This window comes from Mucilaginibacter tolerans (genome assembly GCF_030519375.1).
GTDB lineage: Bacteria > Bacteroidota > Bacteroidia > Sphingobacteriales > Sphingobacteriaceae > Mucilaginibacter.
In genome coordinates, this window is sequence record NZ_JAUMKB010000001.1 from 17872 (window position 1) to 41197 (window position 23326).

The following is a 23326-nucleotide window of genomic DNA, read 5'->3' on the forward strand; positions in this document are numbered from 1 at the left end:
TCTACTACAGCAGTTATCTATTCTGCTCAAAACTCTCCCGGTACTTTTTGAGTGCACGGATAATGGATTGCACAATTTCAGACTGCCCCTCAGCGGAGTTAAGATAAGCCTCGTCTTTGGGATTATTGATAAAGCCCGTTTCTATCAGTACAGCCGGCATGGCGCTTTGCTGTAACACCAGTACCCCCTGCTCCTTCACCCCTAAACTGTGGCGGCCGTCTTCTTTTTTAAATTCATGGTTTACCAGGTCGGCAAAGTGAATACACTCTTTACGGTATTTCTGCTGAAAATTACTCAGGACAATAGTATTGATAGCGCTGTTCTCGCCATAACCATTGTACTTGGTCTTATAGTCTTTCTCAATAAATATGGATGCATTTTCCCGAAGCGCTTCAAATTGTTCACTCGCGCGGTGGTATCCGTAAACCAACAATAATACGCCCCGTTCGGTGCTCACTTTTTCAGGCGATGCATTACAATGGATCGAGATAAACAGATTGCCCTTATGCTCGCTGGCAATAGCATCCCGGCGGTGCAATTCAATAAACTCATCGGTAGTACGCGTCATTACTGTATTCAGCGACGGCATTTGCTCGTTCAGCGCTGCCCGAAGTTTCTTGGCAATGGTCAGTGTAACATTTTTTTCTTTAGACCAGGCCCCGTGTGCACCCGGATCTTTACCCCCATGCCCAGGGTCGATGATAATGGTTTTGAACTTGAAAGCTGGCGCAGCACTATTCGCAGCCGGGGCTTTTTTATGGCGATGTTTCTTTTTAACCTGCTGTGAAAAAGCTGGTTGACAAAGTGTTATAATGATGATAAAACTTAGAAACGAAAATATCTTGCAGATGGCACAGTAATGTATAGTCATACCAATTTGGGTGCAATTTTAATCAATAAGCGTCTTATAGCTATTATGTTTTCGTTAAAAAAATAAAATCGGGTTGACTTCCTCATCCAAAAAATTCCTTCCCGCAAAGCAACCGTAAACTGAAGTACGGCGTAACCTATGTAAAATACCTGTTACAAAGCAGACATAAAACTAAACAAACATTATAAAAACTAAAACTTTAAGCAAGTATGAGAACATTTAGAACAGGCATCTTTGCCGCGATGGTATTGACGTTAACTGGATTGGCGGCATGCAAAAAATCAGGAAATTCACCATCATCAAAAACATCACAATTATCATTTCAATTGCAGGCCGATAATGCTACCTCAAATCTGGCTGCATCCAATACAGGCGGAAACTTATCAACCAATTCAACTTTCCAAAGCATCCCCGGGCTCACTTTTACAAGCGCTATTGCTAACATCAGCAGGTTTAAACTAGAAGCCAAGAGAAATGGCGTTGAAATAGAAGTCACCTCAAAAAATCTTTCTAATGTTGATCTGTTTTCCATCGATCCGGCAGTTACCAGCGTTACCCTGGATACCGGCGTTTACCGGGAGATTGAAATCAAAGTGGAGTTAAAGCACACCACTGATACTTCCGCACTCCCACTAAAACTTAAAGGGACATTTACCAATAGTGGCGGCACAACGATACCGATAGAGTTTGACCTCAACTCAGATGCCGTAATTAAAGCCGAGGCTGAAAATATTGATGTAAACAGTACCATTAATTTTGTTGCTCTGGTACATCTTCACCTCAATAAATTAGAGGCTGGTATTGTAGCAACAGACCTGGCTAACGCTACTCAGACTAATGGCGTCATCATCATCAGTCCCACTTCCAACACCAGCATTTACAATAAAGTATTGGCTAACCTGGCAGGCTGTGGTGAGAGCGAGTTTAAAGAACACCACAAAGACGGAAGCGACGATGGTGAAGGTCATCATTAAATATCGCACAATTGAGGCAACCGGATACTGATATAAATCGTAATTATTATGGTTGAACGCTAATGGCACGACTGTCATTAATTATGCGGCAGGGGTGAGAGGTTTATTGTGGTTCATAGTGGCCCCTGCCGTTTTTTCCCTCCCCTATACCTCAGCTTAACAAGCAATTATATATCAATTAGTTACCTGCAAATTATTCAATCAAATTCAAAACTCAAATCTTAACAGTTTCTTTTAACGAGTTGTTAAAAAAATTTCAAAACATTTTTCATTATAATCTGTAGATTTATGTACAATGTAAAAAATCTGTTACAATAACCAATTGTAAAACCAAAACTATGAAAACAGTCAGAACCAGCATTATTGCGGCTTTAGTGCTCGCAATAATATCATTTGCTGCGTGTAAAAAGGGGAGCAACAAATCATCGGTAGTGCCGTCGTCGACGGCAAAATTATCGTTCCAAATGAAGGCGACCAACGCCACTCTTGCCAGCTTGCCGGCAGACTCAACTTCAATAATTGCAGGATTAACATGGACCGCGGGCACTGCAAATATCGGCAAATTTGCATTTGAAGCCGCAAGAAGCGGAGTATCCATCAACATTTTTTCGCATAACCTGACCAACGTTGATCTTTTTGCGCTAACACCGCTGCAAACCTATGTAACCCTTGATACGGGGGTTTACAAAGAAATTGAGATTACCGCTTTTCTGGAAAGTACAGATACTATTCCACCGTTAAAATTAAGCGGCACTTTTCTTAACGATAGTTCAAAAACCGTTCCTATCGAATTTGATCTGAGCGGCCACGCAACTGTAAAAGTCGAAGAAAAGAATGTCGATATTAACGGTACCACAGACTATACCGCACTTCTGGATATGCAACTGAACAGGCTAACCAAGGGTGTCACTGCAGATGATCTGAATAAAGCAACATTAACAAATGGATCGATCATTATCAGCAAGACATCCAACACCGCACTTTATTGGAAAATGAGATCAAACATTGCCCGTTGCGGATGGGGCGAATTCAGAGAATGGCGGCGTGATCATGATTGAGTCACCTCTAATCTAACTTTAACGGCAGGATCCCCACCTGCCGTTTTTTGTTTGTCAACACCCCAATAGAGGAGATTTTTTCCATATGTAAAATTTGTGTTACCCAAATTGGGGAAATTATTAAGCAGCTCATCTTTTGTGCTTTGCGAAAACATCCAAAACAGCAATGGCACTCTTATTGCCTTGATAATCACAAAACTAAATTATTGTCCCATGAGAAAAATAAAGCAATCTTTTGAGGAGTTGGTTGCAGGCGAGCCACGGAAAGAACACTACGTAGTTGTGTGGTCCGTTATTGGTGTTACAGCAATTTCCGTTGGTATATGTATAACGGTGGTTTCCATGGTCTTTCACCTTTGGAAATAACAAAAAACAATTTAATCTTTTAACCTGAGATCTTATAAACATCAAAACAAAAGGGCCCTTTCCGGGCCCTCTGTTAACCTTTATCTAAGCGTGAAAATCATCACTGCTCATTTACTATTTTTCTGTTTTTGACAATAAAAACGCAAGCCCGTCTTTATCTGGCAGCGTTTTAGTTGTTGATTTTGCATCAAAAGCCTTTATCTTATAACCGGTAGTATTATATTTTGGCCATTGAGGTAATCCCGATCCGTTAGGGTTTCCGGTTTTGATAAAGTTTACCCAATAGCCCGACATCAATTTGGCCAGTTCCCTATCAGCAGGCTCAAATGGCCGGTTATTCAAAAACTTCAGGTTATCCAGCATATAAGGTACTTCAGCGGTGTGGAACGCACCATACTTTTTCATATCGCCTTCGGCAGGTACTTTACGGTCGAAGTTGTACACATACACTGGCGAATTGATAGACTTGCTTTGCAGGGCAGCCCACTTAAATCCAGCCACGGCGAACACCTGGTCGCGTGAAAGTTTTGTTTGCGAGGCCTTAGCTTCTTCTTCAGTTTCAGCCGGGAAATACTTCAAAAAAGTTTCGGCATCTGCACCATATTGTGATCGAGCCTGCTTTTTAAAATCCTCCTTGCTCTTGGTCGGCCCGCCAAATTCATCGTCGTTCCACCCGGTAATCAATGCAACGTGGTTTTGTTTATTGGCCGCGAAAATATCAGCTACCGCTTCGGGTAATACATATCCATCTACTATCGGCGCAAATCGTCCCTGGAATTTCTTCAGCACTTCTTCTGCCGGCATGGCCCGCATTTCTGCCAAGGTTTTTGCACCTGCCTTCTCTGCCAGTTTTGAACCCTGTTCTTCAGCTGACTGTAATGTACTGGATACAAGTAATGGATTTTTCACAACCAGCGAGCCGCTCTCAGCAATAGCCCTGTTAAACAAGCCTTTTGTCAATGGCGATGCCACCAGGCTATTCACACTCATGGAGCCGGCCGATTGACCGCCAATAGTTACATTATTCGGGTCGCCGCCAAAGGCGGTAATATTTCGTTTTACCCATTTCAGGGCCGCTATTTGGTCGAGCAGGGCATAATTTCCGGATGCTTTGCCACCAGCTTCTTTGGTCAATTCAGGATGTGCCAAAAACCCAAACGCTCCTACCCTGTAATTAATCGAAACAAACACAATACCTTTCTTCGCCATCGCCTCGCCGTCATATATCGGGCAGGCACTGCCACCGCTGGTAAATCCTCCGCCATATATCCACACAAACACTGCACGTTTATCTGCTTTGGTTTTAGCGCCCGTCCACACATTCAGGTACAGGCAATCCTCGCTTATGGGCGCCTCAGGTATCAAAAATTCTGAGGTGTATACCATAAACGGCGTCGGTTTGGCTTGCATAGGGCTTGCGCTAAACGAGGTACATTTTCTTACGCCCTTCCAATGTATAGCAGGCTGGGGCGCTTTCCAGCGCAGGTCGCCAACCGGTGGCGCGGCGAACGGAATACCTTTATAAGCAGTTATTTCACCGCTTTTTGCACCCGAAACCAGCCCGGCCTCGGTAGGAACCACTGCCAAAAAATTGGCTTTATTCACGTTGAAAGAATAACAAATAACAGACGCCGCAAGCATGGCTGCGCCCAATGCAATTTTCAATTGTTTCTTCATAAGCAGGGAATGAATATTTGGTTTGTGTCGGTTTGACGCAATCTAATATTTGTTTGGCGGAAATCAAAATTTGGGAAGTTGATTGAGTTAGATTCAGTTGAATGGTTGATTAGGTTAAAAATGCAAACTATTCATAACTCAATCGAACATAATCAACTCAATTAACCATTCACCTATATTTTCTCCCATATATTTTTTAGTTTGGTGGCTGATTTCTTCAGAACCAATTTTAGATCATGGAAAATAACCGCAACAGCATTGTTTCTTCTATCTTGAATTTTTTATTACAGCTATTAGGTGTTGCTTTATTTTATTGGGTATTGATATATACTACCATCTATTATTGGTTAAGTGGGTTCTTATACAGGATAGCAAAAGTGCGCTATGAAGCCGGCCCTAACTTCACAAAAGAGCTTTATTTAATACTGCTGATATTCACGATATTTTGTTACCTGGCAAATCGCTTCCTGCTCGATGTTTATCACCGTAATACAGCCAAACAATTCATAATCTCGACTATTGCCGACTACCTGATCTGGCCGTTACAGCTTTTCATCATGATGTTTTGGGCCAATACGCACATGGTTAGCGTAGTAGATGATATCACCACACTGTTGAATGTATATGTGCTGACCGGGTTGCTGATAGTAAAAAATATAATTGCAGTAATGCTGATCAACAAAAACGATAATATCAGCGCTAAAACAAAAGCGGTTAAATAACCAAAGGAAGAAATCAGGAGAACGGGATAGTCACCCTGAATTTACTGCATACACCGGGTTCGGAGCGCACTTCTATTTTTCCGTCAAGCTGCGTAACTGCATCTTTAACCAGGTATAATCCTATACCCGAGCTTTTTTTGTTATCGCCAGACATGTAGAACTTATCAAATATCCGGTCCTGGTCTTTAGGCCGTATGCCCAAACCGTTATCTTCAACCTCTATCACCATCTCTTTGTCTGAACGGTACGATTTTACTTTCACCCATTGCTCCGGCTTTTTAACATCGCTGTATTTGATGGAGTTTGACACAAGATTGTTCAGTATCACCTGCAGTTTAAGAGCATCGGTTTGTATCTGCGTAAGTTCCAGCTCCTTGTAAAAATGCACCCTCTTCCCTCCGTTATGGTAGCTGTTTTGGGCTATCACATTGTCCACAATATTGTTCAGGCTGCATTCGGTTTTACTTACACCGGTATGCTTGCTCTTAATAAAGGCGAGCATTTCGTTTATAAAGCGGTCTTGCCTTTCAAGGCTATCCTTTATCATCAGCGTGTATTCTTTTATTTGTTCAAGGTCGGTTTCGTCATCCATCAGGTTGATCAATCCCATAATGGAAGCCAGCGGCGACCGCAAATCGTGTGTTACGTTGAATACGAACTTGTCCAGCCCTGCATTGATCAGTTGCAGCTTTTCGTTTTGTTCGATGATCTTCTTTTTGGAATTGGATAACGTCCGGATCATAATAGCAGCCGACGTTAATGAGCAGAAAACTATGATCAGCGTAATAAACACGTTGGCAGCAAATACATAAGTATTAATCTGTCGACTAATATTTCCCAACGTTTCAGAAAACGTCTCCTCTTTTATAGTAAGAGCAGCCGAATTGTTATTGATGGCTGCTATCATCGCCTTTTTTTCATCGCCTGACATGCCGCCCCGTATAATTTCTGCATGAGCTGCCGTACCAATCTGATCAAGATCATTGATCATCTCGTCACCTTCGGTCCATATCTGTATGGCCTTTTCGAACATCGATACATTCTTAAAAGTTTCAAATAGCCATATCATATTATTAATATCTGCCGGGTGATTTTTACCCGCTAAGAATCCCTGGCTTACTGCCTTATGATCAACAGGAGGAGACATTAACCCAATTCTGGCAGCATGGTCGCCTTTGGGTATGGAGATAGAATTTTTGAATGCGAAATAGTCGGATTTGTTATGAAATGTAATATAATTGATCAAATAGGCCGAAGCATCTTTCTGACCTTTGGAATATTCCGATTCACCGTTAACATACGCCCGGGCGCCTGAAAGTATTTTTACAGAATAGATATTGACCACAATAATTCCGGCAGAAGCCAGGCTCATCACCAATAACAAAATAAGTGATGTCCGCCTTCGGAAAGCAAGCAAGCCGTTAATTGTATCTATTATTTTGCCTTTCAAATCAGTATTTGGGTTTAATTAATAAGAAATATTACAATTACTGTTTATATAATTTTCCGAAGCAAGCACGGTCTGGCAAAAAAGTCAATCTATAAACAAATCCCTCTATATCAGTACAATTCAAAAAAAGTATTTTTTTTATAAAACCCTCCAAAACAAAAAAAGTGTTCCCGGAGATATAGATTTATACTCAGTGCTCCTGATTTTTGTTGCGCTTTAGGCAAATAAATATTACCGCCGGTTGCTTAAAAAAAAATTTGCACTTTCATTAATTAATCGTAATATTGCGATTGATATGGGACTTACCAAAACTGAAATCTTCACCGATGAGCAAAACCGCCTTGCTACCATGATCAAGGCATTGGCGCATCCTGCCCGGATAGCCATATTGCAGCACTTGATCAAAACAAATGCCTGTGTTTGCGGCAGCATTGTAGAAGAATTGGGATTAGCGCAGGCCACCATATCTCAACATTTAAAAGAATTAAAAAATGCAGGACTGATACAAGGTACTATTGAAGGAGTAAGTGTCTGCTACTGCATTGAACCCAATGCCTGGGAATTATTGCACAAAGAATTGAATGCATTTTTTGCATTATACACCTGTAACGGAAAGTGTTGTTAAAAAAATTTATCGTCATCAATCGTAATATTGCAATGAATTGGTTGTGGAAGTTATAAAAGTTTAATGGTTAATGCACTGAAATGGCACACTAAGTGAAGACTATTCTTCCCCTTACAGCTTCTACATCCATTACAACCTCTACAACAAAAAAGAAAAACTAACATGAACAAGCAAGAAACCATCACCTGGGGAACATTTAAGCAAATGTTATTGCAAAACCCGGAACTCGATCTGCAATTTCAGTATGCAGCCGATAAATGGGTGGCCCCCTCTTATCATATTACCGAGATCAAGCAGGCGCCAATAACATCTGTAGATTGCGGAGGAGTAAAAAATGAGTGGACAGAAATCATTGTTCAATTAATGGAGCCCGCCAGTCAGCAACAATTGCGTGCGATGAAAGTGCGTAAAGCATTGTCTATAATTGATATTGTAGAAAAAGTTTTGCCACTGGATGTAAATGCGGAGGTAAAGGTTGAATTTGGCAACAATGAATTTGATACGCGCCAGCTTTCGCCTACTGCGTTGGTAATTGATGGAGAAAATTTGATTATTGACCTTCAGCCCGTTTCAGTTCAATGTAAGGCGAATGACCGTGGTGGTAGTTGTGGAACTCCTGTAAAACAAAAGGTAGAATTAAAAAACCTTGCTGTTGACAATTCCTGCTGCACACCCGGCGGGGGATGTTGCTAATTCTTATATGATGCAGATTATTAAAGCAATAAATTACAGGGAAAATATCATTGCCCTGCTCTCGGCTGAAAAACTGCCAAGTGACGATCTCCCTTCATCATTGGATAATTTTCTGGTGATGACGGAGGGTGATGAATTGGTTGGAGTGGTTGGATTAGAAATGTATGGAGGCTACGGGCTTTTGCGTTCGCTGGCTGTTAACCCAGATTACAGGAGCAAAAACATTGCTGGTAAATTAGTGGAGGAAATAGAAAAATTTGCTGTCTCAAAAGACTTAAAATCGATCATCCTTTTGACCGAAACTGCCCCGGATTATTTCTCCCGTAAAGGATATAGCCGGATCGCGCGAGCAGAAGTGCCTGCCGAAGTGCAGCAATCATCAGAATTCCGCCATGTGTGCCCGCAGTCGGCAATTGCAATGAAAAAAGATTTATAATGAAGAACATATTAGTATTATGCACCGGCAACAGCTGCCGCAGCCAGATAGCCGAAGGTTATCTGCAATATTTTGCCGGCGATAAAGCCAAAGTTTACAGCGCAGGAATAGAAACTCATGGCGTAAACCCCAAAGCCATACAGGTAATGGCCGAGGATCATATCAATATATCTCACCATACCTCAAACAATGTGGATGAGTACATCAGCATCCCTTTTGATTATGTGATCACCGTTTGTGATAATGCAAAGGAGAATTGCCCTTATTTGCCCGGCAATTTCAAACGCTTTCATTTTAACTTTCCTGATCCTGCCAAAGCGCAGGGTACACCACAAGAGATCATGGACGAATTCAGGCGTGTGCGCGATATGGTAAAGGTGTATAGCAAAGATTTTGTATCTGAACACCTGCCCGTATGAAGAAATATGTAGCTGAATTTCTGGGCACCTATGCTTTGGTATTTGCCGGAACCGGGGCTATCGTTATCGACCAGGAAACACATGGCAGTATTACCCACATTGGTGTTGCGATAACTTTTGGCCTTATTGTAATGAGTATGATCTATGCACTGGGTGATATTTCAGGGGCTCATTTTAATCCTGCAGTAAGCATAGCCTTTGCCACAGCAAAAAAATTCCCCGCAAAGGAGCTTATTCCATATATCATCAGTCAGTTATCAGGCGCTGTGACCGCAAGTCTCACTCTAAAATATTTGTTCCCATCCAACCAGTTTTTGGGAGCAACCATTCCCGCCGGCAGCGATTCGCAATCCTTTATATTAGAGTTTATACTCACCTTTTTTCTGATGCTGGTTATCATCAATGTAGCCAAAGGCAGTAAGGAACAGGGGATGTTTGCAGGTTTAGCTATTGGCTCTGTCGTGGCATTGGAGGCGATGTTTGCAGGACCAATATGTGGCGCTTCCATGAACCCGGCCAGATCATTCGGCCCGGCCGTAGTATCCGGGCACACGGAGCATCTTTGGATATATTTGGTTGCCACTACACTTGGAGCAATCCTGGCCATTCCAATTTGGAGCTTCTTAAAAACCAAGTCATTACAATAGCCCCCTTGCACCTGGTCAGTATTGAAACGGCTGTTTACAATGTCACAGGAAAAGTGATATGTGAGGTCCCGATTATCACAAGGGCAGCCAAACCCACACATGCTATAACAAGCCCTATTGTTGCACCCGTATCCTTCTTTTTCACCGTCAGATCAACACCTGTATAATCGCATCGCACCACGTTCCCTGACTTGTCAAATGAAAACAGCAGATACCGGTCATATTTGCTAAAATCACTAACAGTCGCCGATTGCGCATTATGATGCAATTCAACATAATGCTTGTTAAATGAGTCGTGCCTGTCGTACTGATACAGCCATCGTTCGGAAGTATCACTTACCTGCTTTTCGGTAGGTATGCCGAACGATTTCTGAACATCGTTCCTGGTTTTATAACGACCCATTACTTCTTCATGTGTGTAAAGCACTTTGGTACAACCGAATAATGATACCATACTCAATAGCACTATTCCTTTGATCAGCTTTTTCATTGGGTGAGTTATTTAGTTAGTTTTGATAATGATAAATAAAGAGACCGGGTGAACAGCAACCCGGCCTCCCGCTAAACTACCTAAGGTTAAAACCTGTAGGCAATTCTTGCACTGATCTGACCTACTGTACCGTCATTTGTCCAACCTTCATAACGGGCACCAATTTCGAAGCCTTTGTTAAAGGTGTAGCCAATGCCTGGCGACCAGGCAAATGCATGCCCACCGCCACTTTCTGTGGACCAAACAATCCCTGCCTGTGCCTCGAAAAAGAAATTACTTGTATAACATTTAAGCCCGGCCTTCACAGGAACGAATCCAGATGTTGACGGTACGTCAAACCCTTTAAACTCGCTTTTTAAGAAAAAGGCATTATACCCGGCTGACAAGGTAAGGTATGTACTGGTCGTTGTCGGCACCTCTAATTTGACCGAACCGCCAAGCACAAGGTTATACCCATCGCTTGCCTGATCCACAGGTAACCCTGCTTCGGCACCGATACTGAATTTGACACCAGATTTTGCAGCTGTTGATGAATCTGATTTAGATTGCGCGAAACCGCTCACGGCAATTCCGGCCACCAATAATAGAGTTAATAATTGCGTTTTCATGATAATAAGTTTTAGCGTTAATAATTTGATTATTTGTTACCAGCTGATATTTATGAAGTAAAACTACAACAGGTATTAACAGCATAAAAACTACAAAATCAGCAACTTACAACAGTATATGCAATTAGCAATTATATAGGTGGGGTATTGTATTTCAGCGGTAATAATTTACTATATTTAATAATTATTATTACCGCATTTGCATTTTTTGCAAAAAATAAAAAGGCAATTAATAAATAACACCAAAATCCCCTAAAGTTTAGCTGATGAATACCAGTGACGTACAGGCTATGCTATTTAATCATGTCCGGGCACGTCTGCCCGAACATCTGTCGCTGGTTGATGAAGTTGCCGAACTGCTGAATATTAGCAATGATAGTGCCTACAGGCGAATCCGCGGAGAAAAAACCATCGCACTTGATGAATTGAGAGTCATATGCAATACATACCATATCTCGCTTGATCAGCTATTGTTTATCCAAAACAACACGGTGATTTTTTCGGGGAATAAGGTAGATAGCGCTTCCTTTGGCTTTAACGAGTACCTAAAGGATATCATCCATAATCTGGAACTTTTCAAATCCTTAAGCAATCCGCACATCTATTTTTATAACAAGGACATACCAATCTTTCATTTTATGCCTTTCCCGGAGCTGCGGGCCTTCAAATTCTTTTTCTGGAAACGGACTCTTTTGGGTTATTCCGAATTAGCAAAACAGCAGTTCAATGGCCTGGGAACAGATGAAGAAAGCGCTGAATTGGGAAAACGGATCATTCGTCTGTATAGCGATATTCCGTCAACCGAAATATGGAATGAGGAGAATGTGCACAGCACCATCAGGCAGATTGAGTTTTACAGGCAATCAAATATATTTTCCGACAGATATATTCTTACGAAAGTATATGAGCAGCTGGATGAACTGCTTAATCAGCTTGATATACAGGCTGAAGCCGGTAAAAAATCCTTGTTTGGCCATCAACCGGCGCACAATGCCCCCGGCTATGATATTTATGTAAACGAATGTTTGATAGGTGATAATACTATTTTTGTCGACAGCGACAAGCGGCAGATCACCTGCCTTAATCACAACGGGCTCAATTTCACCTCAACACAAGACAAGGATTTTTGCGATTATACCTCCCGGAATCTGCAAAACATTATCCGTAAATCGGCACACATCAGCCGTGTTGGCGAAAAGGAACGCAACATGTTCTTCAACACTCTTCATCAAAAAATACACAGTAAAATGTCGAACATAGTGTAGATGAACGTAAATTGCAGCGTTCAATCACCATCCATGCGGCTTAAAAAAATTTCTCTTTCCGATGCTGCCACTATCCTGCTGGTGCTTTTTACAATTGCCATGTTGTTTAGCATAAAGGCGCGCACTTGGGTAATAATGGGTTTGATGTCGCTCGGCTTTTACAATCCCAAAATACCGATAATAAAACCAGGTGAAAAGCTGATGCCTGCTCCTGCCATGGTGGTACAAACCGTTGACGGCAAAACGATAGACCTGCAGCAGCAAAAAGGCAAGGTCGTTTTTATCAACTTTTGGGCGACCTGGTGCCCACCCTGCCGGGCAGAAATGCCATCGGTAAACGAGTTTTATGAGAAAGTGAAAAATGATCCGAACATCGTTTTCCTGTCTGTAGATGTAGATAACAGGCTGAATAACTCATCAGCTTTTATGAAAAAACAAGATTACCATATACCGGTTTATGGAGGTAACCTGGACGGACTGCCGGCCACATTTTATTCGGGTACCATACCCACCACTTTGGTAATAGATAAGCATGGACTGGTAGTATTTAACCACGCCGGCAAAGCCAGCTATGATGGCGAGGCATTTGTCAAATTCGTATTGGGATTGACAGAACAATAAGAATCTTCATCCGAATTTCATTATTGATTGCTTATCTATCATCCTGTGCCTAAAAATGTCTAATTTTAACCCATGGTAGAATGTACACCTGCATTATTTAAAACATTTGAGGCACTGGTGGATGTGCCGGAAGCCCAGCTGCAATGGCTGATCGATCAGAGTGATTGTCGCGAATATCCGGATGGTGAATTATTAGCTGAACCGGGCCGACCTATCGTTGGCACGCACTTTATCATCAGCGGCAAACTGCGCTTATATGTCCCGATTGGCGGTGTAAAGCGTGAGCTGGGCGATTTTAAACCCGGTAGTATCACCGGTTACATGCCCTATTCTCGTGCAACGGTAAGCACAGGCTATGGGCGCACCATTGGTGTAACACAGATCATGACCTTTCCGATTGGAAAGATTGAAGAAATGATCAGGCATCATTTTGAACTCACCCAGGCGCTGGTTCATGTTATGACCAACCGCGTGCGCACCTTCACCGCATTACAGCAGCAAAACGAGAAAATGCTGGCACTGGGAAAATTATCGGCAGGTCTGACGCATGAGCTGAACAACCCGGCATCGGCTATTGTGCGCGATTCGGAGTCATTACTAAAACATTTACAGCTGGAGCCTGACACGTTCAAATCGATGATCGCCATCAGGATGGAGCCTGAAGAGGTTGATGCAGTTACCCATGAGTTTTTCCGCTTCTTAACAGAGCGCAAGGGGGTCGATCTTACCATCCGCCAACGTGCGGAAAAGGAAGATGAACTGACTGATCTGTTCGATGAAATGGGCATGCAGTATGACCCCGAATTGGTTGAGAATTTTGTTGAGTTTGGGATAGAACCTAAGGATGTACAATCATTCCGCAAGCATATTCCGGAGCAGTTTCTTGAACCGGTATTTAACTGGATGAACACGCTCCTGGTCACCGATAGGATGGTACAGGATATTGGGGAATCTGCCCGTCGCATTGCAACGCTGGTTAACTCGGTAAAAACCTATACCCATATGGACCAGGGTCAGGAAAAGCAATATGCCGACATACGTATCGGAATAAAAAACACATTCCAGATGCTGATCTATAAGATCAAAAAAGGAAATATTACCGTGGTGAAGCAATTTGATGAAACCCTGCCACCGGTAAAAGCTCAAATAGGCGAACTGAACCAGGTATGGACCAATTTGATAGACAACGCCCTGGATGCTATGGAGCCTAACGGCAAGGGGACACTAACCATTAAAACAGAAAGGGATAAAGAATTTGTACAGGTAACCATTGCAGATGATGGCGTTGGCATACCCGAGGAAATATCCTCGCGTATCTTCGATCCGTTTTTTACAACTAAAGAAATGGGAAAAGGCACCGGGATGGGTCTCGAAGTAGTACAGCGCATAGTACAACAACACAATGGTTCTATAAAAGTTATATCAGAACCGGGGCATACAGCGTTTGTAGTATGCTTCCCAATTGACGGATAATTGTTGTAAATGATGGAATGGGTGGGGAGGTTTTAAAGGTTGTAATTATTGCATTGGTTGAAGTGGCTGAAACATTTAACTAATCAATCAGTCTAACCATTACAGCTAATAGAACTTTTTCAACATCTACAACTAATACAACTTAATCCAACCTCATCAACCAAAAAAAACTACCATGATCAAACCCATTATATTTTCAATAGACGACGACCCCCAGGTATTGCGCGCCATAAACCGCGACCTGAAATCGCAATATAATTCCGAATACAAGATCATCAGTACTACCTCGGCAAATGAGGCATTAGAAGCTATTGCCGAAATGAAAAATGCAGGCGATCCGGTGGCGATGTTCCTTGTAGATCAGCGTATGCCCGAAATGGAGGGGGTAGACTTTCTGCAAAAGGCTATCAAAATTTATCCCGATGCCAAACGGGTATTACTTACTGCCTACTCTGATACCGTTGCTGCAATTAAAGCAATCAACGTGGTACAGCTTGACTATTATCTAACCAAGCCATGGAACCCGCCCGAAGAAAAGCTATACCCGGTGATAAACGACCTGCTCGACGATTGGCAAAGCCATTACACGCCCGATTTTAAAGGCATTAAGCTGGTTGGCTATCAATACAACCCAAAATCGCACGAGATAAAGGACTACCTGGCGGGCAACCTTATCCCTTACCGATGGTTTGATATAGAAAGCAACCCGGAGGCTAAAACATTGCTCGAGGCCAACAATCTGGACAGAACTGCCTTGCCGGTGATTGTTTTTGAAAACGGGGAATGTGCCTGCCAACCAACTATAAGGCAAATAGCTGAAAAAGCCGGACTACAACCGGAGATACAAAACGATATTTATGACGTGGTGATTATTGGTGCGGGCCCTGCCGGTTTGGCTGCCGCTGTGTACGGATCATCCGAAGGATTGAAAACCTTACTGGTAGAGCGCAGGGCGCCGGGCGGTCAGGCCGGTACAAGTTCACGTATCGAGAACTATCTGGGCTTCCCGGCGGGCTTAAGCGGTGCCGATCTGACACGGCGGGCCATTAGCCAGGCTACCCGTTTGGGAGCGCAGTTCCTGTCACCGCATTCTGTAAACGACATACGCGAGAAAGATGGTTATAAAAAGATCATACTGGATGACGGTCCGCATATTATGAGCCGGTCGGTAGTAATCACCACAGGAGTTGATTACCGCAAGCTTGAAGTAGAAGGTGTGGATAATTTCACCGGGGCAGGTGTTTATTACGGTGCCGCCACTACCGAAGCCAGTGCCTGCAAGGATAAGGATGTATTTATCATTGGCGGCGGTAACTCAGCCGGTCAGGCAGCTATGTACCTGTCCAAATTTGCACGCCAGGTGTATATTATCATCCGCCGCGACGATCTGACAGCAACGATGTCGGCTTATTTAATCGATCAGATCAAAAATTCGCCCAATATCGAGGTATTGCCAAATACAGAAGTATGCAAGGCCTGCGGCAACAGTTACCTTGAAAAACTGACGTTGCTTAACGTAAAAACACAGGAAAAGAAGGACTATGATGCCAATGCATTATACATTTTCATCGGCGCAAAACCATTTACAGATTGGATAAAGCTCGACATCATTAAAAACAACAAGGAATTTATCGAAACCGGCCGCGACCTGGCTGCCTACGATAATTTCAAAAAGATATGGAAGCTTAACCGCGACCCATACTTACTTGAAACCAGTTGCCCGGGCATATTTGCAGCAGGCGATGTTCGCGCCGGTGCCATGAATCGCGTTGCATCAGCTGTAGGCGAAGGATCAATGGCTATCAGTTTTGTGCATAAGTATTTGGCGGAGGTGTAATCGCCCGGATAAAATGATAAAAAGAGAGCTACTATACAAAATGCTTCTGCTGCTTAGTATGGTGGCTCTCTCTGCTTTAAACGGATTTGCCCAGCAACTTGCCGGTACAAGTTGGAAATCATCTGGCGTGGCATCGGCCCAATTACACTTTGCAAAAGATACTGTTTGGATAAATAGTCACAAAAACTCGCCGCTCAGCTTTTCATTTTCTCAAAAACGAGATACCTTATTTCTATATGGCAGTTCAAAGAAAGACAATCACTTGGAGTCTGATACGTCTTACTATAAAGTTCGCTATACTAACAACAGTCAGCATCTGACGCTGTCAGCAATTAAAGGGCACCATGCCGATAGAGAAAAAAATTTCACGGGCAGGTTCAATTATGTTCCCGAAGAAGATGGGGCACCGCGCGACTGGTCGTATATGGATGCCATGAGCGATTCCATTGCGGGGATCAGCCTGTATAAAGCTTATGAACTATTAAAGGTTAAAAAACTAAAACCTGCCCCTGTGATAGTTGCTGTGATTGACAATGGATTTGATATTGGGCATGAAGACCTGAAAGGCTCAATCTGGACCAACACCAGGGAAATCCCGGGCAACGGAATTGATGACGATCACAATGGCTATGTAGATGATGTGCATGGATGGAACTTCAGGGGCGATAAGAACGGGCACATTGTGGATGCTGAGCAATCGGGAGCTACCCAAACCTATGCTGCGTTTAAAAGCAAATATGAAAATGCTGACACCAGCCATTTGACTGATAGAGAAAAGAAATTGTTTTCCATCTACAAAAAAGCCAGGGCGAAATATTTTGAGACACTTAAGACCACCAAGGATTCTGTTGATCTGAAATATGCATACAATGTAGACTATATCTCGGCCAAATTGATCCAAAACGATAATGGCCAAATTCATAATCATTCGTATGGAAGCGCCGTTATTACTTCAACGGAAGCACTAAGCCATGGCACTCATGTCGCTGGCATCATTGCAGCAAAAAGGAATAATGGCAAAGGAGTCGATGGCATTGCCGACAATGTCCGGATCATGCCGATAATTGCTACCACAGGACCCGGCGATGAAAGAGACAAAGATATTGCCAACGGTATTTTCTACGCTGTGAATAACGGTGCGCGCATCATCAATATGAGTTTCTCAAAAAGATACTCGCCTTATAAAAAACTGGTTGACAGCGCGGTGCAATATGCTGAACTAAAACATGTCCTGATCATTCATGCTGCCGGCAACGATGGCAACAACAACGATACGGCCAATTACTACCCCATTGCTTATTATCAAAACGGGCATAAAGCTTCCAATTTTATTACTGTTGGTTGGAGCAGGCCCTTATTTAACTACAGGCTTGCACATCCATATTCCGGGTACGGCAAAAACAATGTAGATCTTTTTGCACCTGGCAGTGATATATTCTCAACTGTACCCGGCGATTTGTATGATTATAAATCGGGCTCGAGCATGTCGACCCCATGTGTTACGGGAGTTGCTGCGTTACTGCTGTCCTACTTTCCTGACCTGACTGCTGAACAGGTAAAAGATATTCTTCTACTGTCAAGCTTTAAGCCCAATATCATGGTGAACCGGCCCGGCGGATCAAAAATACAGGTGCCATTTAGTAGCCTGTCCGTTTCGGGTGGCATAGTTAACGCCCATAAGGCCGTTCAAATGGCAATAGAACTGTCGGGGAAATAAAATACGGGATGCACAATAACCATTACATTCTGTTATTTTTTTCCTAATTTTCTACCCAAATCAATCCTAATGGAAGACAAAATCTGCGAGCATCTTGCAGCTATCAAAAAGCTGAAACATGCAAAAGAATATGTATGCGAAGAGTGTATTAAACACGGTGGTAGCTGGGTGCACCTTCGCACCTGCCAAACCTGTGGTGTAACCTTGTGCTGCGATAGTTCACCCGAAAAACATGCCTCAAAACATGCCCATGAAGCCGGTCACCCGGTAGTTATCTCTGCTGAGCCCGGCGAAAGGTGGCTGTGGTGTTATGTGGATGAAGAATTTGCAGAGTATTGAGAGTGGAGAATCAAGAACCAGAAGCAAAATTATTTTCTTGGTTCCTGACTCTTGCCTCTTGGTTCTCAATCAATATGCACCGTCAACGGCTGAAAACGTGGCTGCAATCTTTTCACCGACTCAGCCATACGCTTGATGAACAAGTAATTGGTTGTACCGCCAATCACTGCTCCTACTACCGGAATCAGTCGTGCAGCAGTTTTTGAACCCAGGCGTAGTAATATGCGTTCAGACCCACGCTCCAGTATGTTTTTGGTGATCATAATTCCGGCCTCTACCTGCATGGCAGCCGCCATAATAGACACAAACTCGTCGAAAGTAATCTGGTAAGTCCCCCGGTTATAATACATAATGCCCAGCGTTACCCTGATCTGCTGCGTAAGCATATTGATCAGGTCGAAAGGAATGCCGATGGCCATTGTGAGCGCTCCGCCACCGCCGGAAATGACTCCGGTAGTGGCAGATAGACGCGCACATTGCTCTATAAATCGTTCCAATCCCAATTTATCAACCCCTTGTTTAATGCCAAGCTGGTCGATGTGGGTGAATATTTTTCTGAACGTATCCTGCTGCAGGTCGTCAAAGCTGAGCCGGATATTTGATATGGTCTGTTTTAAGGTGTCCATAATCGTAATGATGTTACCTGTATAACATCATTTTTCTGTTATTGTTGTTGGCGGGCAAATGTCATTAAACAAAGTGACAAATAACCAACACCAGGAACATCAAAGGGACATCTAATAAGACAAGCACACGAGCCATTTGCTGACTTTTAGCGTCACCATCTATAAACACATGGTGTAAATCATTTTTGAGGTTTTTCAAGGTTTTCATAAGACAATATTTTTAATTAACAAAATGGTTATCAACAGGTTAACTATATTTACCTGCTATTTATCAATATGACAATATTGGCTAAGGAAGGTTTAAAAAGATGAAAGAATTATTTTTGAAAGGCAGCTCAAACCCGAAGAAAAGGGGTTAAAGTAAAGTTCTGCATTGAAATTATACATCAAACTCTGTCAAAGGCATGCCTGACTGTCGCATTTTCGACCTAAATGAGCAGAAAAAGAACTTTTCTATCGTTTTAGTTAAACTTTTTCATTTAACGGTTGTTATACAACTATACCATCAGCAATGATAGTATGCCTTTTAAATAATTAATTAGGGGAAATAGCCGGGTTCAATGCCCGGCTATTGTTTTTTTCTGAAATCTGGTTATTTCTTAAGCTGTAGGTCTATCTGTTTTTCCAGCAGATCCAGACTTTGATTCAAATAACTGATATCACCTGAAATTTTGGATACGGTAATGCCACCCTCAATCATGGCAATCATCAGCGAAGCGAATGCTGCCACATCTACATGCTCTTTTATCTCGCCTGAACGTATGCCCTGGTGAATAATGGCCGATATGCTGCGGTGCCACGAGTTTACGGCTTCACCAACTTTCTTTTTCAGCTGCGGGTGGGTATCATCAGCCTCTACTCCGGTGTTTATAATAGGGCACCCTGCCGATAGCGTCGGATTAAAAAGCCCCTTACGATAAACATTAACGTAAGCGCGTAATTTGCCCAAAGCAGTAGGGTCTTCACTTTGAAGGGCCATTACCCGCTGCCGCATTCTACCCAAATTGTAATCAAAAGCAGCCAGCGCCACTTCGTCCTTATTTTCGAAATTGCCGTAAATAGCCCCTTTTGTGAGACCCGTGGTCTCTGTCAGATCCGACATCGATGTGCCGGCATAACCCTTACGATTAAATACGGGAGCAGTCTTCTCAACTATATATTCCCGTGTACGCTCTGCTTTTCCCATATACAAATATAATAAATTATACCGATGGGTATATCGTGGTAATTATTTTGACAATAAGATAGATAACACGACACTTCCTATTATTAACGCGACAAACGCATAGCTTTTCCATTTTGCGAAATTTAGCGTCCAACCAAATGCTTTTGTTCGTTTAGGAACAACTGTGCGGATATCATTTCGGTTAACATAAAAAACTCCAAATTTATAATTAAGTGGATCTTCCGTTGGTTCCATTCTAGGGTATTTAATCTATTATTTGCTTACAGCTTCCCAATCTCCCCTATCATCCAGGGTCTCCTTCAGCTTCAGCTACTTCATTAAGAGGCTAAGTTTATAATAACCAATTTACCAATTTTTAATGGCTATTAAAAGAATATAAGATGATAATTTAGCTAATTTACAGGCAGTTTCTCCAAAAGCTGCATGCCATCATAAGCGGTTTTCATGGCTACCGAATCATGGCTGTCCTGATCGTAAAATTTGTAGCTGAAATGTAAGCCATTACCGGGGTTTTGCTGTAATATATCTCCCAGCTCAAAAATACTGCGGACATGGTTGGTTTTGGCCGAGGTATCATTGTGGATGTGTTCAATCTCATTAAAAGGCGGCGTGGCATTGGCTATGCTGAAGTACAGCCATTTTCCATCAAATTTTTCTTTGCTCAATATTTCCCGGGCTTCATTCAGCATAAATTTATCATCCCACCACATGCTGGGGTCGCTGGCTATGTAGCCAGTAAACATTTCGGGATGATGGAGGAGGATATTGATCGTGGTCAATCCGCCTAACGAATGCCCCATCAAAATACGTTCGGACGAGACGGGATATTTTGCTTCGATATAAGGAAACAGTTCCTCCTGGATAAATGCAATAAACTTATCGCCGCCACCCGAAGGCTTAAAGCCTCTTGTTTTTTTGCCTTTGGAGTCGATTACGGAATGCGTTGGCGTCAGGTCTCGGCTGCGATTTGTATTGCGTATACCAACAATGATAGTATCCCTGAACACTTTACGCCCATCTGCATTTTCGCACTGCATCAGCTCGCGAAAGCCCGCATACTGTTCCTCGGCATCAAACAGGTATACCACAGGGTATTGATGTTTGTTTAATTCAGGGTCATCCTCCGTTTTGGGGAGATAGATCCAGATATCGCGCTTCTCATTCAGTATCTCCGAGAAAATGCAATCACCCTTGCAGATAAAAACCGGCTTGCGCTTAAGCGTACGCGCACTGACGAGGATCATGATGAGTATTACGGCCAGAAATATCGCAAGCGCCATACAGTTAATTGAAACCCTAAACTATGGATTTTTGAGAAGAATAGAAAATGAGCGTTGACTCACCCGGTCATCCCGAAGCTCAATCTACTTTCACAAAATTTCCGCTTTGATCAAAGATCAGATCTTCCCCTTTAATCTCAGCTTCAAAAAAATGTTTGCCGGCTGCATCTGTTACTTTTCCAGCTTCCTTTATCCGCGCACCATTATAATGACTCTTCACATACGGTGCGACGTTCGCCGGCAACTGACTTACATTGATAGCATTTACCTCCTCAACAAATGCGCCAGCTGGCGTAAATTGCACCGAAGTCTCCTCGCCCGACTTGCCGCCCCAGTTCGCCTCATAATTACCCTTTTCCTTTTCCCAAGTTACTTTTGAGGTTTTAGGGTATTTTTTTGCTAATGCTTGTTTAACTATCTCCGGAACATCCTTAGTCTTGATGTCCTGAGCTTGTGCTTTGATGGCAAAGAACACTACAACCGGCGCAACAAATAATACTTTTTTCATAATAAATCTGCGTTTGATTTTTCCCAATTATAAGGTTACAATCTGGATGAATACAGGATATTAGCTGGATAAAAACTGCAAATTAGGAAATAGTCAGTAAATTGTCTTTGCGCACGCGATAGATCTAGATACTATGATATTCTAAGCGCAAAATAAACGGCATAAAAAAAGAGAAAGTTTTGGGGCTTTCTCTCTTCTTCTCAATAATTAACTGAACTCATAATTAAATCATAAAGAACGAGGTTTTTGTTTTAGATTGATAATTAAGAATCAGGACAAATATAAAGTCTATCGGGTAATTAGACTAATATTTTTTTATTTTTTTCTGCCTATTTTTTTAACATTTATATTAAAATACTCCATTTTTTGGAAAAAATGTTAATAACTTTATTTAACTGTAGGAATTTGAGTAAAAATGTCGTTTCATCCAGCTTAAAATTACCACAATTGCCATTTTTTTAATATTTTATGATTATTGATAAAATATTTATTTTTAAACTAGCCTTTCATGGATAAATTTTCAATAAAACTCTTTTAACCGAATAAGTTACTGCTCAGGTAGCGGTCGCCGCGATCACATACTATAAATACAATAACGCCCTGTTTCAGCTCCTGTGCCAGCCTGATACTGGCTGCTGCTGCGCCACCGCTGCTCATCCCTGCGGATATGCCTTCAAGTTTGGCCAGTTTGCGCGTTACCTCAATTGCTTCGGCTTCGGCAACGTCCATCACGCGATCGACCCTTGCAGGTTCAAATATCTTGGGCAAATAAGCCTCGGGCCAGCGCCTGATACCTGGAATTGACGATCCTTCGGTTGGCTGACAACCTACAATCTGCACATTGCTGTTTTGTTCTTTTAAGTATCGTGAGCATCCCATTATAGTTCCGGTGGTACCCATCGCACTTACAAAGTGGGTTATTTTTCCTTCTGTATCCCGCCATATTTCGGGCCCCGTGGTTTTAACGTGTGCCTTATAATTATCCGGGTTGGCAAACTGGTTCAAAATAAAATATTCACCGGTAGCTGCTTTTTCTTCGGCATAATCGCGACAGGCTTCAATACCATCCAGCAGGGTGACTTTCGCCCCAAAAGCTTCCATTGCCAGCGTACGTTCTTTGGTAGAGCTTGATGGCAACGCCAGTTCCATTTCTAAACCATATAAACATGCTATCATTGCCAGGGCTATGCCGGTGTTTCCGCTTGTCGCTTCAATCAGCTTCATACCTGGTTTAATCTCGCCACGTTCAAGCGCACTGCGGATCATATTTAGTGCCGCGCGGTCCTTTACACTCCCGCCGGGATTATTACCCTCCAGCTTGGCATAAATGGTTACATTAGGATTTGGATTAAGTTTTTTTAGTTCTACAAGGGGCGTATTGCCAATCAGATCAATTATGGTAGACATTTTTTTGTTGTATTGGTTGTAGTTGTTGTAA

Annotated in this window: 27 protein-coding genes; 15 read left to right on the forward strand and 12 right to left on the reverse strand. The window is 42.5% G+C overall.

Going from position 1 to position 23326, the window contains the following annotated elements; genetic code table 11:
* Positions 1-13 precede the first annotated feature (13 nt).
* Positions 14-871, reverse strand: coding sequence for an N-acetylmuramoyl-L-alanine amidase family protein (locus tag Q3A68_RS00105; RefSeq protein ID WP_302898949.1), 858 nt, complete (start codon positions 869-871; stop codon positions 14-16).
* A 209-nt stretch (positions 872-1080) separates the two neighbouring features.
* Between Q3A68_RS00105 and Q3A68_RS00110 the strand changes: the two genes are divergently transcribed.
* The 3 genes from Q3A68_RS00110 to Q3A68_RS00120 all read left to right on the forward strand — a co-directional run bounded on the left by Q3A68_RS00110 (position 1081) and on the right by Q3A68_RS00120 (position 3269).
* Positions 1081-1845, forward strand: coding sequence for a hypothetical protein (locus Q3A68_RS00110; RefSeq protein ID WP_302898950.1), 765 nt, complete (start codon positions 1081-1083; stop codon positions 1843-1845).
* A 338-nt stretch (positions 1846-2183) separates the two neighbouring features.
* A complete protein-coding gene (locus Q3A68_RS00115; protein ID WP_302898951.1) occupies positions 2184-2903 on the forward strand; it encodes a hypothetical protein in 720 nt (239 codons plus the stop codon).
* 213 nt (positions 2904-3116) lie between these two features.
* Complete coding sequence (locus Q3A68_RS00120; RefSeq protein WP_302898952.1) at positions 3117-3269, forward strand: hypothetical protein; 153 nt, start codon at positions 3117-3119, stop codon at positions 3267-3269.
* A gap of 114 nt (positions 3270-3383) precedes the next feature.
* On the opposite strand, the gene Q3A68_RS00125 is transcribed toward Q3A68_RS00120, so the two are convergent.
* Positions 3384-4946, reverse strand: coding sequence for a carboxylesterase/lipase family protein (locus Q3A68_RS00125; protein ID WP_302898953.1), 1563 nt, complete (start codon positions 4944-4946; stop codon positions 3384-3386).
* Positions 4947-5182: 236 nt separating this feature from the next.
* Here Q3A68_RS00125 and Q3A68_RS00130 point away from each other — a divergent pair, with 236 nt between their 5' ends.
* Entirely contained in the window at positions 5183-5668 is a 486-nt protein-coding gene (locus Q3A68_RS00130) for a hypothetical protein (protein ID WP_302898954.1), read from the forward strand.
* A 13-nt stretch (positions 5669-5681) separates the two neighbouring features.
* Here the strand turns inward: Q3A68_RS00130 and Q3A68_RS00135 are convergent, their stop codons facing one another.
* On the reverse strand, positions 5682-7118 hold the full coding sequence (locus tag Q3A68_RS00135; RefSeq protein WP_302898955.1) for a sensor histidine kinase: 1437 nt from the start codon (positions 7116-7118) through the stop codon (positions 5682-5684).
* 295 nt (positions 7119-7413) lie between these two features.
* Here Q3A68_RS00135 and Q3A68_RS00140 point away from each other — a divergent pair, with 295 nt between their 5' ends.
* The 5 genes from Q3A68_RS00140 to Q3A68_RS00160 all read left to right on the forward strand — a co-directional run bounded on the left by Q3A68_RS00140 (position 7414) and on the right by Q3A68_RS00160 (position 9938).
* Positions 7414-7743 (forward strand): ArsR/SmtB family transcription factor, encoded by a 330-nt coding sequence (locus Q3A68_RS00140; protein WP_302898956.1) that lies wholly within the window; start codon positions 7414-7416, stop codon positions 7741-7743.
* 162 nt (positions 7744-7905) lie between these two features.
* Positions 7906-8436 carry a DUF6428 family protein gene (locus Q3A68_RS00145; RefSeq protein ID WP_302898957.1) on the forward strand — a complete coding sequence of 177 codons (531 nt, stop codon included), beginning with the start codon at positions 7906-7908 and terminating at the stop codon, positions 8434-8436.
* 7 nt (positions 8437-8443) lie between these two features.
* Positions 8444-8872 carry an arsenic resistance N-acetyltransferase ArsN2 gene (gene arsN2, locus Q3A68_RS00150; RefSeq protein ID WP_302898958.1) on the forward strand — a complete coding sequence of 143 codons (429 nt, stop codon included), beginning with the start codon at positions 8444-8446 and terminating at the stop codon, positions 8870-8872.
* Entirely contained in the window at positions 8872-9291 is a 420-nt protein-coding gene (locus Q3A68_RS00155) for an arsenate reductase ArsC (RefSeq protein ID WP_302898959.1), read from the forward strand. Before arsN2 ends, Q3A68_RS00155 begins: the two co-directional genes overlap by 1 nt.
* On the forward strand, positions 9288-9938 hold the full coding sequence (locus tag Q3A68_RS00160; RefSeq protein ID WP_302898960.1) for an MIP family channel protein: 651 nt from the start codon (positions 9288-9290) through the stop codon (positions 9936-9938). The genes Q3A68_RS00155 and Q3A68_RS00160 overlap by 4 nt, the downstream gene beginning before the upstream one ends.
* 34 nt (positions 9939-9972) lie before the next feature.
* On the opposite strand, the gene Q3A68_RS00165 is transcribed toward Q3A68_RS00160, so the two are convergent.
* Together Q3A68_RS00165 and Q3A68_RS00170 are read right to left on the reverse strand one after the other, a co-directional pair.
* Positions 9973-10428 carry a hypothetical protein gene (locus Q3A68_RS00165; RefSeq protein ID WP_302898961.1) on the reverse strand — a complete coding sequence of 152 codons (456 nt, stop codon included), beginning with the start codon at positions 10426-10428 and terminating at the stop codon, positions 9973-9975.
* An 86-nt stretch (positions 10429-10514) separates the two neighbouring features.
* Complete coding sequence (locus Q3A68_RS00170) at positions 10515-11036, reverse strand: hypothetical protein (RefSeq protein WP_302898962.1); 522 nt, start codon at positions 11034-11036, stop codon at positions 10515-10517.
* Between the two features lie 266 nt (positions 11037-11302).
* Between Q3A68_RS00170 and Q3A68_RS00175 the strand changes: the two genes are divergently transcribed.
* The 6 genes from Q3A68_RS00175 to Q3A68_RS00200 all read left to right on the forward strand — a co-directional run bounded on the left by Q3A68_RS00175 (position 11303) and on the right by Q3A68_RS00200 (position 18288).
* A complete protein-coding gene (locus Q3A68_RS00175; protein ID WP_302898963.1) occupies positions 11303-12301 on the forward strand; it encodes a helix-turn-helix domain-containing protein in 999 nt (332 codons plus the stop codon).
* 33 nt (positions 12302-12334) lie between these two features.
* Positions 12335-12922: a TlpA family protein disulfide reductase gene (locus tag Q3A68_RS00180; RefSeq protein WP_302898964.1), complete on the forward strand. Its 588-nt coding sequence runs from the start codon at positions 12335-12337 to the stop codon at positions 12920-12922.
* Positions 12923-12994: 72 nt separating this feature from the next.
* Positions 12995-14395, forward strand: a complete 1401-nt coding sequence (locus tag Q3A68_RS00185) for an ATP-binding protein (protein WP_302898965.1) — start codon at positions 12995-12997, stop codon at positions 14393-14395.
* A gap of 175 nt (positions 14396-14570) precedes the next feature.
* A complete protein-coding gene (locus tag Q3A68_RS00190) occupies positions 14571-16232 on the forward strand; it encodes an NAD(P)/FAD-dependent oxidoreductase (protein ID WP_302898966.1) in 1662 nt (553 codons plus the stop codon).
* A 13-nt stretch (positions 16233-16245) separates the two neighbouring features.
* On the forward strand, positions 16246-17949 hold the full coding sequence (locus tag Q3A68_RS00195; RefSeq protein WP_302898967.1) for a S8 family serine peptidase: 1704 nt from the start codon (positions 16246-16248) through the stop codon (positions 17947-17949).
* Positions 17950-18018: 69 nt separating this feature from the next.
* Entirely contained in the window at positions 18019-18288 is a 270-nt protein-coding gene (locus tag Q3A68_RS00200) for a UBP-type zinc finger domain-containing protein (protein WP_302898968.1), read from the forward strand.
* 65 nt (positions 18289-18353) lie between these two features.
* On the opposite strand, the gene Q3A68_RS00205 is transcribed toward Q3A68_RS00200, so the two are convergent.
* The 7 genes from Q3A68_RS00205 to cysM all read right to left on the reverse strand — a co-directional run bounded on the left by Q3A68_RS00205 (position 18354) and on the right by cysM (position 23295).
* Positions 18354-18914, reverse strand: coding sequence for a hypothetical protein (locus Q3A68_RS00205; protein ID WP_302898969.1), 561 nt, complete (start codon positions 18912-18914; stop codon positions 18354-18356).
* 64 nt (positions 18915-18978) lie between these two features.
* Positions 18979-19122, reverse strand: a complete 144-nt coding sequence (locus Q3A68_RS00210; protein ID WP_302898970.1) for a hypothetical protein — start codon at positions 19120-19122, stop codon at positions 18979-18981.
* A gap of 384 nt (positions 19123-19506) precedes the next feature.
* Positions 19507-20100, reverse strand: coding sequence for a TetR/AcrR family transcriptional regulator (locus Q3A68_RS00215; RefSeq protein WP_302898971.1), 594 nt, complete (start codon positions 20098-20100; stop codon positions 19507-19509).
* Between the two features lie 42 nt (positions 20101-20142).
* A complete protein-coding gene (locus Q3A68_RS23110) occupies positions 20143-20334 on the reverse strand; it encodes a DUF5808 domain-containing protein (protein ID WP_368045647.1) in 192 nt (63 codons plus the stop codon).
* A gap of 158 nt (positions 20335-20492) precedes the next feature.
* On the reverse strand, positions 20493-21380 hold the full coding sequence (locus tag Q3A68_RS00220; RefSeq protein WP_302898972.1) for an alpha/beta hydrolase: 888 nt from the start codon (positions 21378-21380) through the stop codon (positions 20493-20495).
* Positions 21381-21459: 79 nt separating this feature from the next.
* Complete coding sequence (locus Q3A68_RS00225; RefSeq protein ID WP_302898973.1) at positions 21460-21888, reverse strand: PepSY-like domain-containing protein; 429 nt, start codon at positions 21886-21888, stop codon at positions 21460-21462.
* 534 nt (positions 21889-22422) lie between these two features.
* Positions 22423-23295, reverse strand: coding sequence for a cysteine synthase CysM (gene cysM, locus Q3A68_RS00230; RefSeq protein WP_302898974.1), 873 nt, complete (start codon positions 23293-23295; stop codon positions 22423-22425).
* Positions 23296-23326 lie beyond the last annotated feature (31 nt).

Excerpts from the sequence above, each read along its gene's own strand:
- Q3A68_RS00105 (WP_302898949.1), bottom strand. The coding sequence starts at position 871 with ATGACTATACATTACTGTGCCATCTGCAAGATATTTTCGTTTCTAAGT.
- Q3A68_RS00110 (WP_302898950.1), top strand. The coding sequence starts at position 1,081 with ATGAGAACATTTAGAACAGGCATCTTTGCCGCGATGGTATTGACGTTA.
- Q3A68_RS00115 (WP_302898951.1), top strand. The coding sequence starts at position 2,184 with ATGAAAACAGTCAGAACCAGCATTATTGCGGCTTTAGTGCTCGCAATA.
- Q3A68_RS00120 (WP_302898952.1), top strand. The coding sequence starts at position 3,117 with ATGAGAAAAATAAAGCAATCTTTTGAGGAGTTGGTTGCAGGCGAGCCA.
- Q3A68_RS00125 (WP_302898953.1), bottom strand. The coding sequence starts at position 4,946 with ATGAAGAAACAATTGAAAATTGCATTGGGCGCAGCCATGCTTGCGGCG.
- Q3A68_RS00130 (WP_302898954.1), top strand. The coding sequence starts at position 5,183 with ATGGAAAATAACCGCAACAGCATTGTTTCTTCTATCTTGAATTTTTTA.
- Q3A68_RS00140 (WP_302898956.1), top strand. The coding sequence starts at position 7,414 with ATGGGACTTACCAAAACTGAAATCTTCACCGATGAGCAAAACCGCCTT.
- Q3A68_RS00145 (WP_302898957.1), top strand. The coding sequence starts at position 7,906 with ATGAACAAGCAAGAAACCATCACCTGGGGAACATTTAAGCAAATGTTA.
- arsN2 (WP_302898958.1), top strand. The coding sequence starts at position 8,444 with ATGATGCAGATTATTAAAGCAATAAATTACAGGGAAAATATCATTGCC.
- Q3A68_RS00155 (WP_302898959.1), top strand. The coding sequence starts at position 8,872 with ATGAAGAACATATTAGTATTATGCACCGGCAACAGCTGCCGCAGCCAG.
- Q3A68_RS00160 (WP_302898960.1), top strand. The coding sequence starts at position 9,288 with ATGAAGAAATATGTAGCTGAATTTCTGGGCACCTATGCTTTGGTATTT.
- Q3A68_RS00165 (WP_302898961.1), bottom strand. The coding sequence starts at position 10,428 with ATGAAAAAGCTGATCAAAGGAATAGTGCTATTGAGTATGGTATCATTA.
- Q3A68_RS00170 (WP_302898962.1), bottom strand. The coding sequence starts at position 11,036 with ATGAAAACGCAATTATTAACTCTATTATTGGTGGCCGGAATTGCCGTG.
- Q3A68_RS00175 (WP_302898963.1), top strand. The coding sequence starts at position 11,303 with ATGAATACCAGTGACGTACAGGCTATGCTATTTAATCATGTCCGGGCA.
- Q3A68_RS00180 (WP_302898964.1), top strand. The coding sequence starts at position 12,335 with ATGCGGCTTAAAAAAATTTCTCTTTCCGATGCTGCCACTATCCTGCTG.
- Q3A68_RS00185 (WP_302898965.1), top strand. The coding sequence starts at position 12,995 with ATGGTAGAATGTACACCTGCATTATTTAAAACATTTGAGGCACTGGTG.
- Q3A68_RS00190 (WP_302898966.1), top strand. The coding sequence starts at position 14,571 with ATGATCAAACCCATTATATTTTCAATAGACGACGACCCCCAGGTATTG.
- Q3A68_RS00195 (WP_302898967.1), top strand. The coding sequence starts at position 16,246 with ATGATAAAAAGAGAGCTACTATACAAAATGCTTCTGCTGCTTAGTATG.
- Q3A68_RS00200 (WP_302898968.1), top strand. The coding sequence starts at position 18,019 with ATGGAAGACAAAATCTGCGAGCATCTTGCAGCTATCAAAAAGCTGAAA.
- Q3A68_RS00205 (WP_302898969.1), bottom strand. The coding sequence starts at position 18,914 with ATGGACACCTTAAAACAGACCATATCAAATATCCGGCTCAGCTTTGAC.
- Q3A68_RS00210 (WP_302898970.1), bottom strand. The coding sequence starts at position 19,122 with ATGAAAACCTTGAAAAACCTCAAAAATGATTTACACCATGTGTTTATA.
- Q3A68_RS00215 (WP_302898971.1), bottom strand. The coding sequence starts at position 20,100 with ATGGGAAAAGCAGAGCGTACACGGGAATATATAGTTGAGAAGACTGCT.
- Q3A68_RS23110 (WP_368045647.1), bottom strand. The coding sequence starts at position 20,334 with ATGGAACCAACGGAAGATCCACTTAATTATAAATTTGGAGTTTTTTAT.
- Q3A68_RS00220 (WP_302898972.1), bottom strand. The coding sequence starts at position 21,380 with ATGGCGCTTGCGATATTTCTGGCCGTAATACTCATCATGATCCTCGTC.
- Q3A68_RS00225 (WP_302898973.1), bottom strand. The coding sequence starts at position 21,888 with ATGAAAAAAGTATTATTTGTTGCGCCGGTTGTAGTGTTCTTTGCCATC.
- cysM (WP_302898974.1), bottom strand. The coding sequence starts at position 23,295 with ATGTCTACCATAATTGATCTGATTGGCAATACGCCCCTTGTAGAACTA.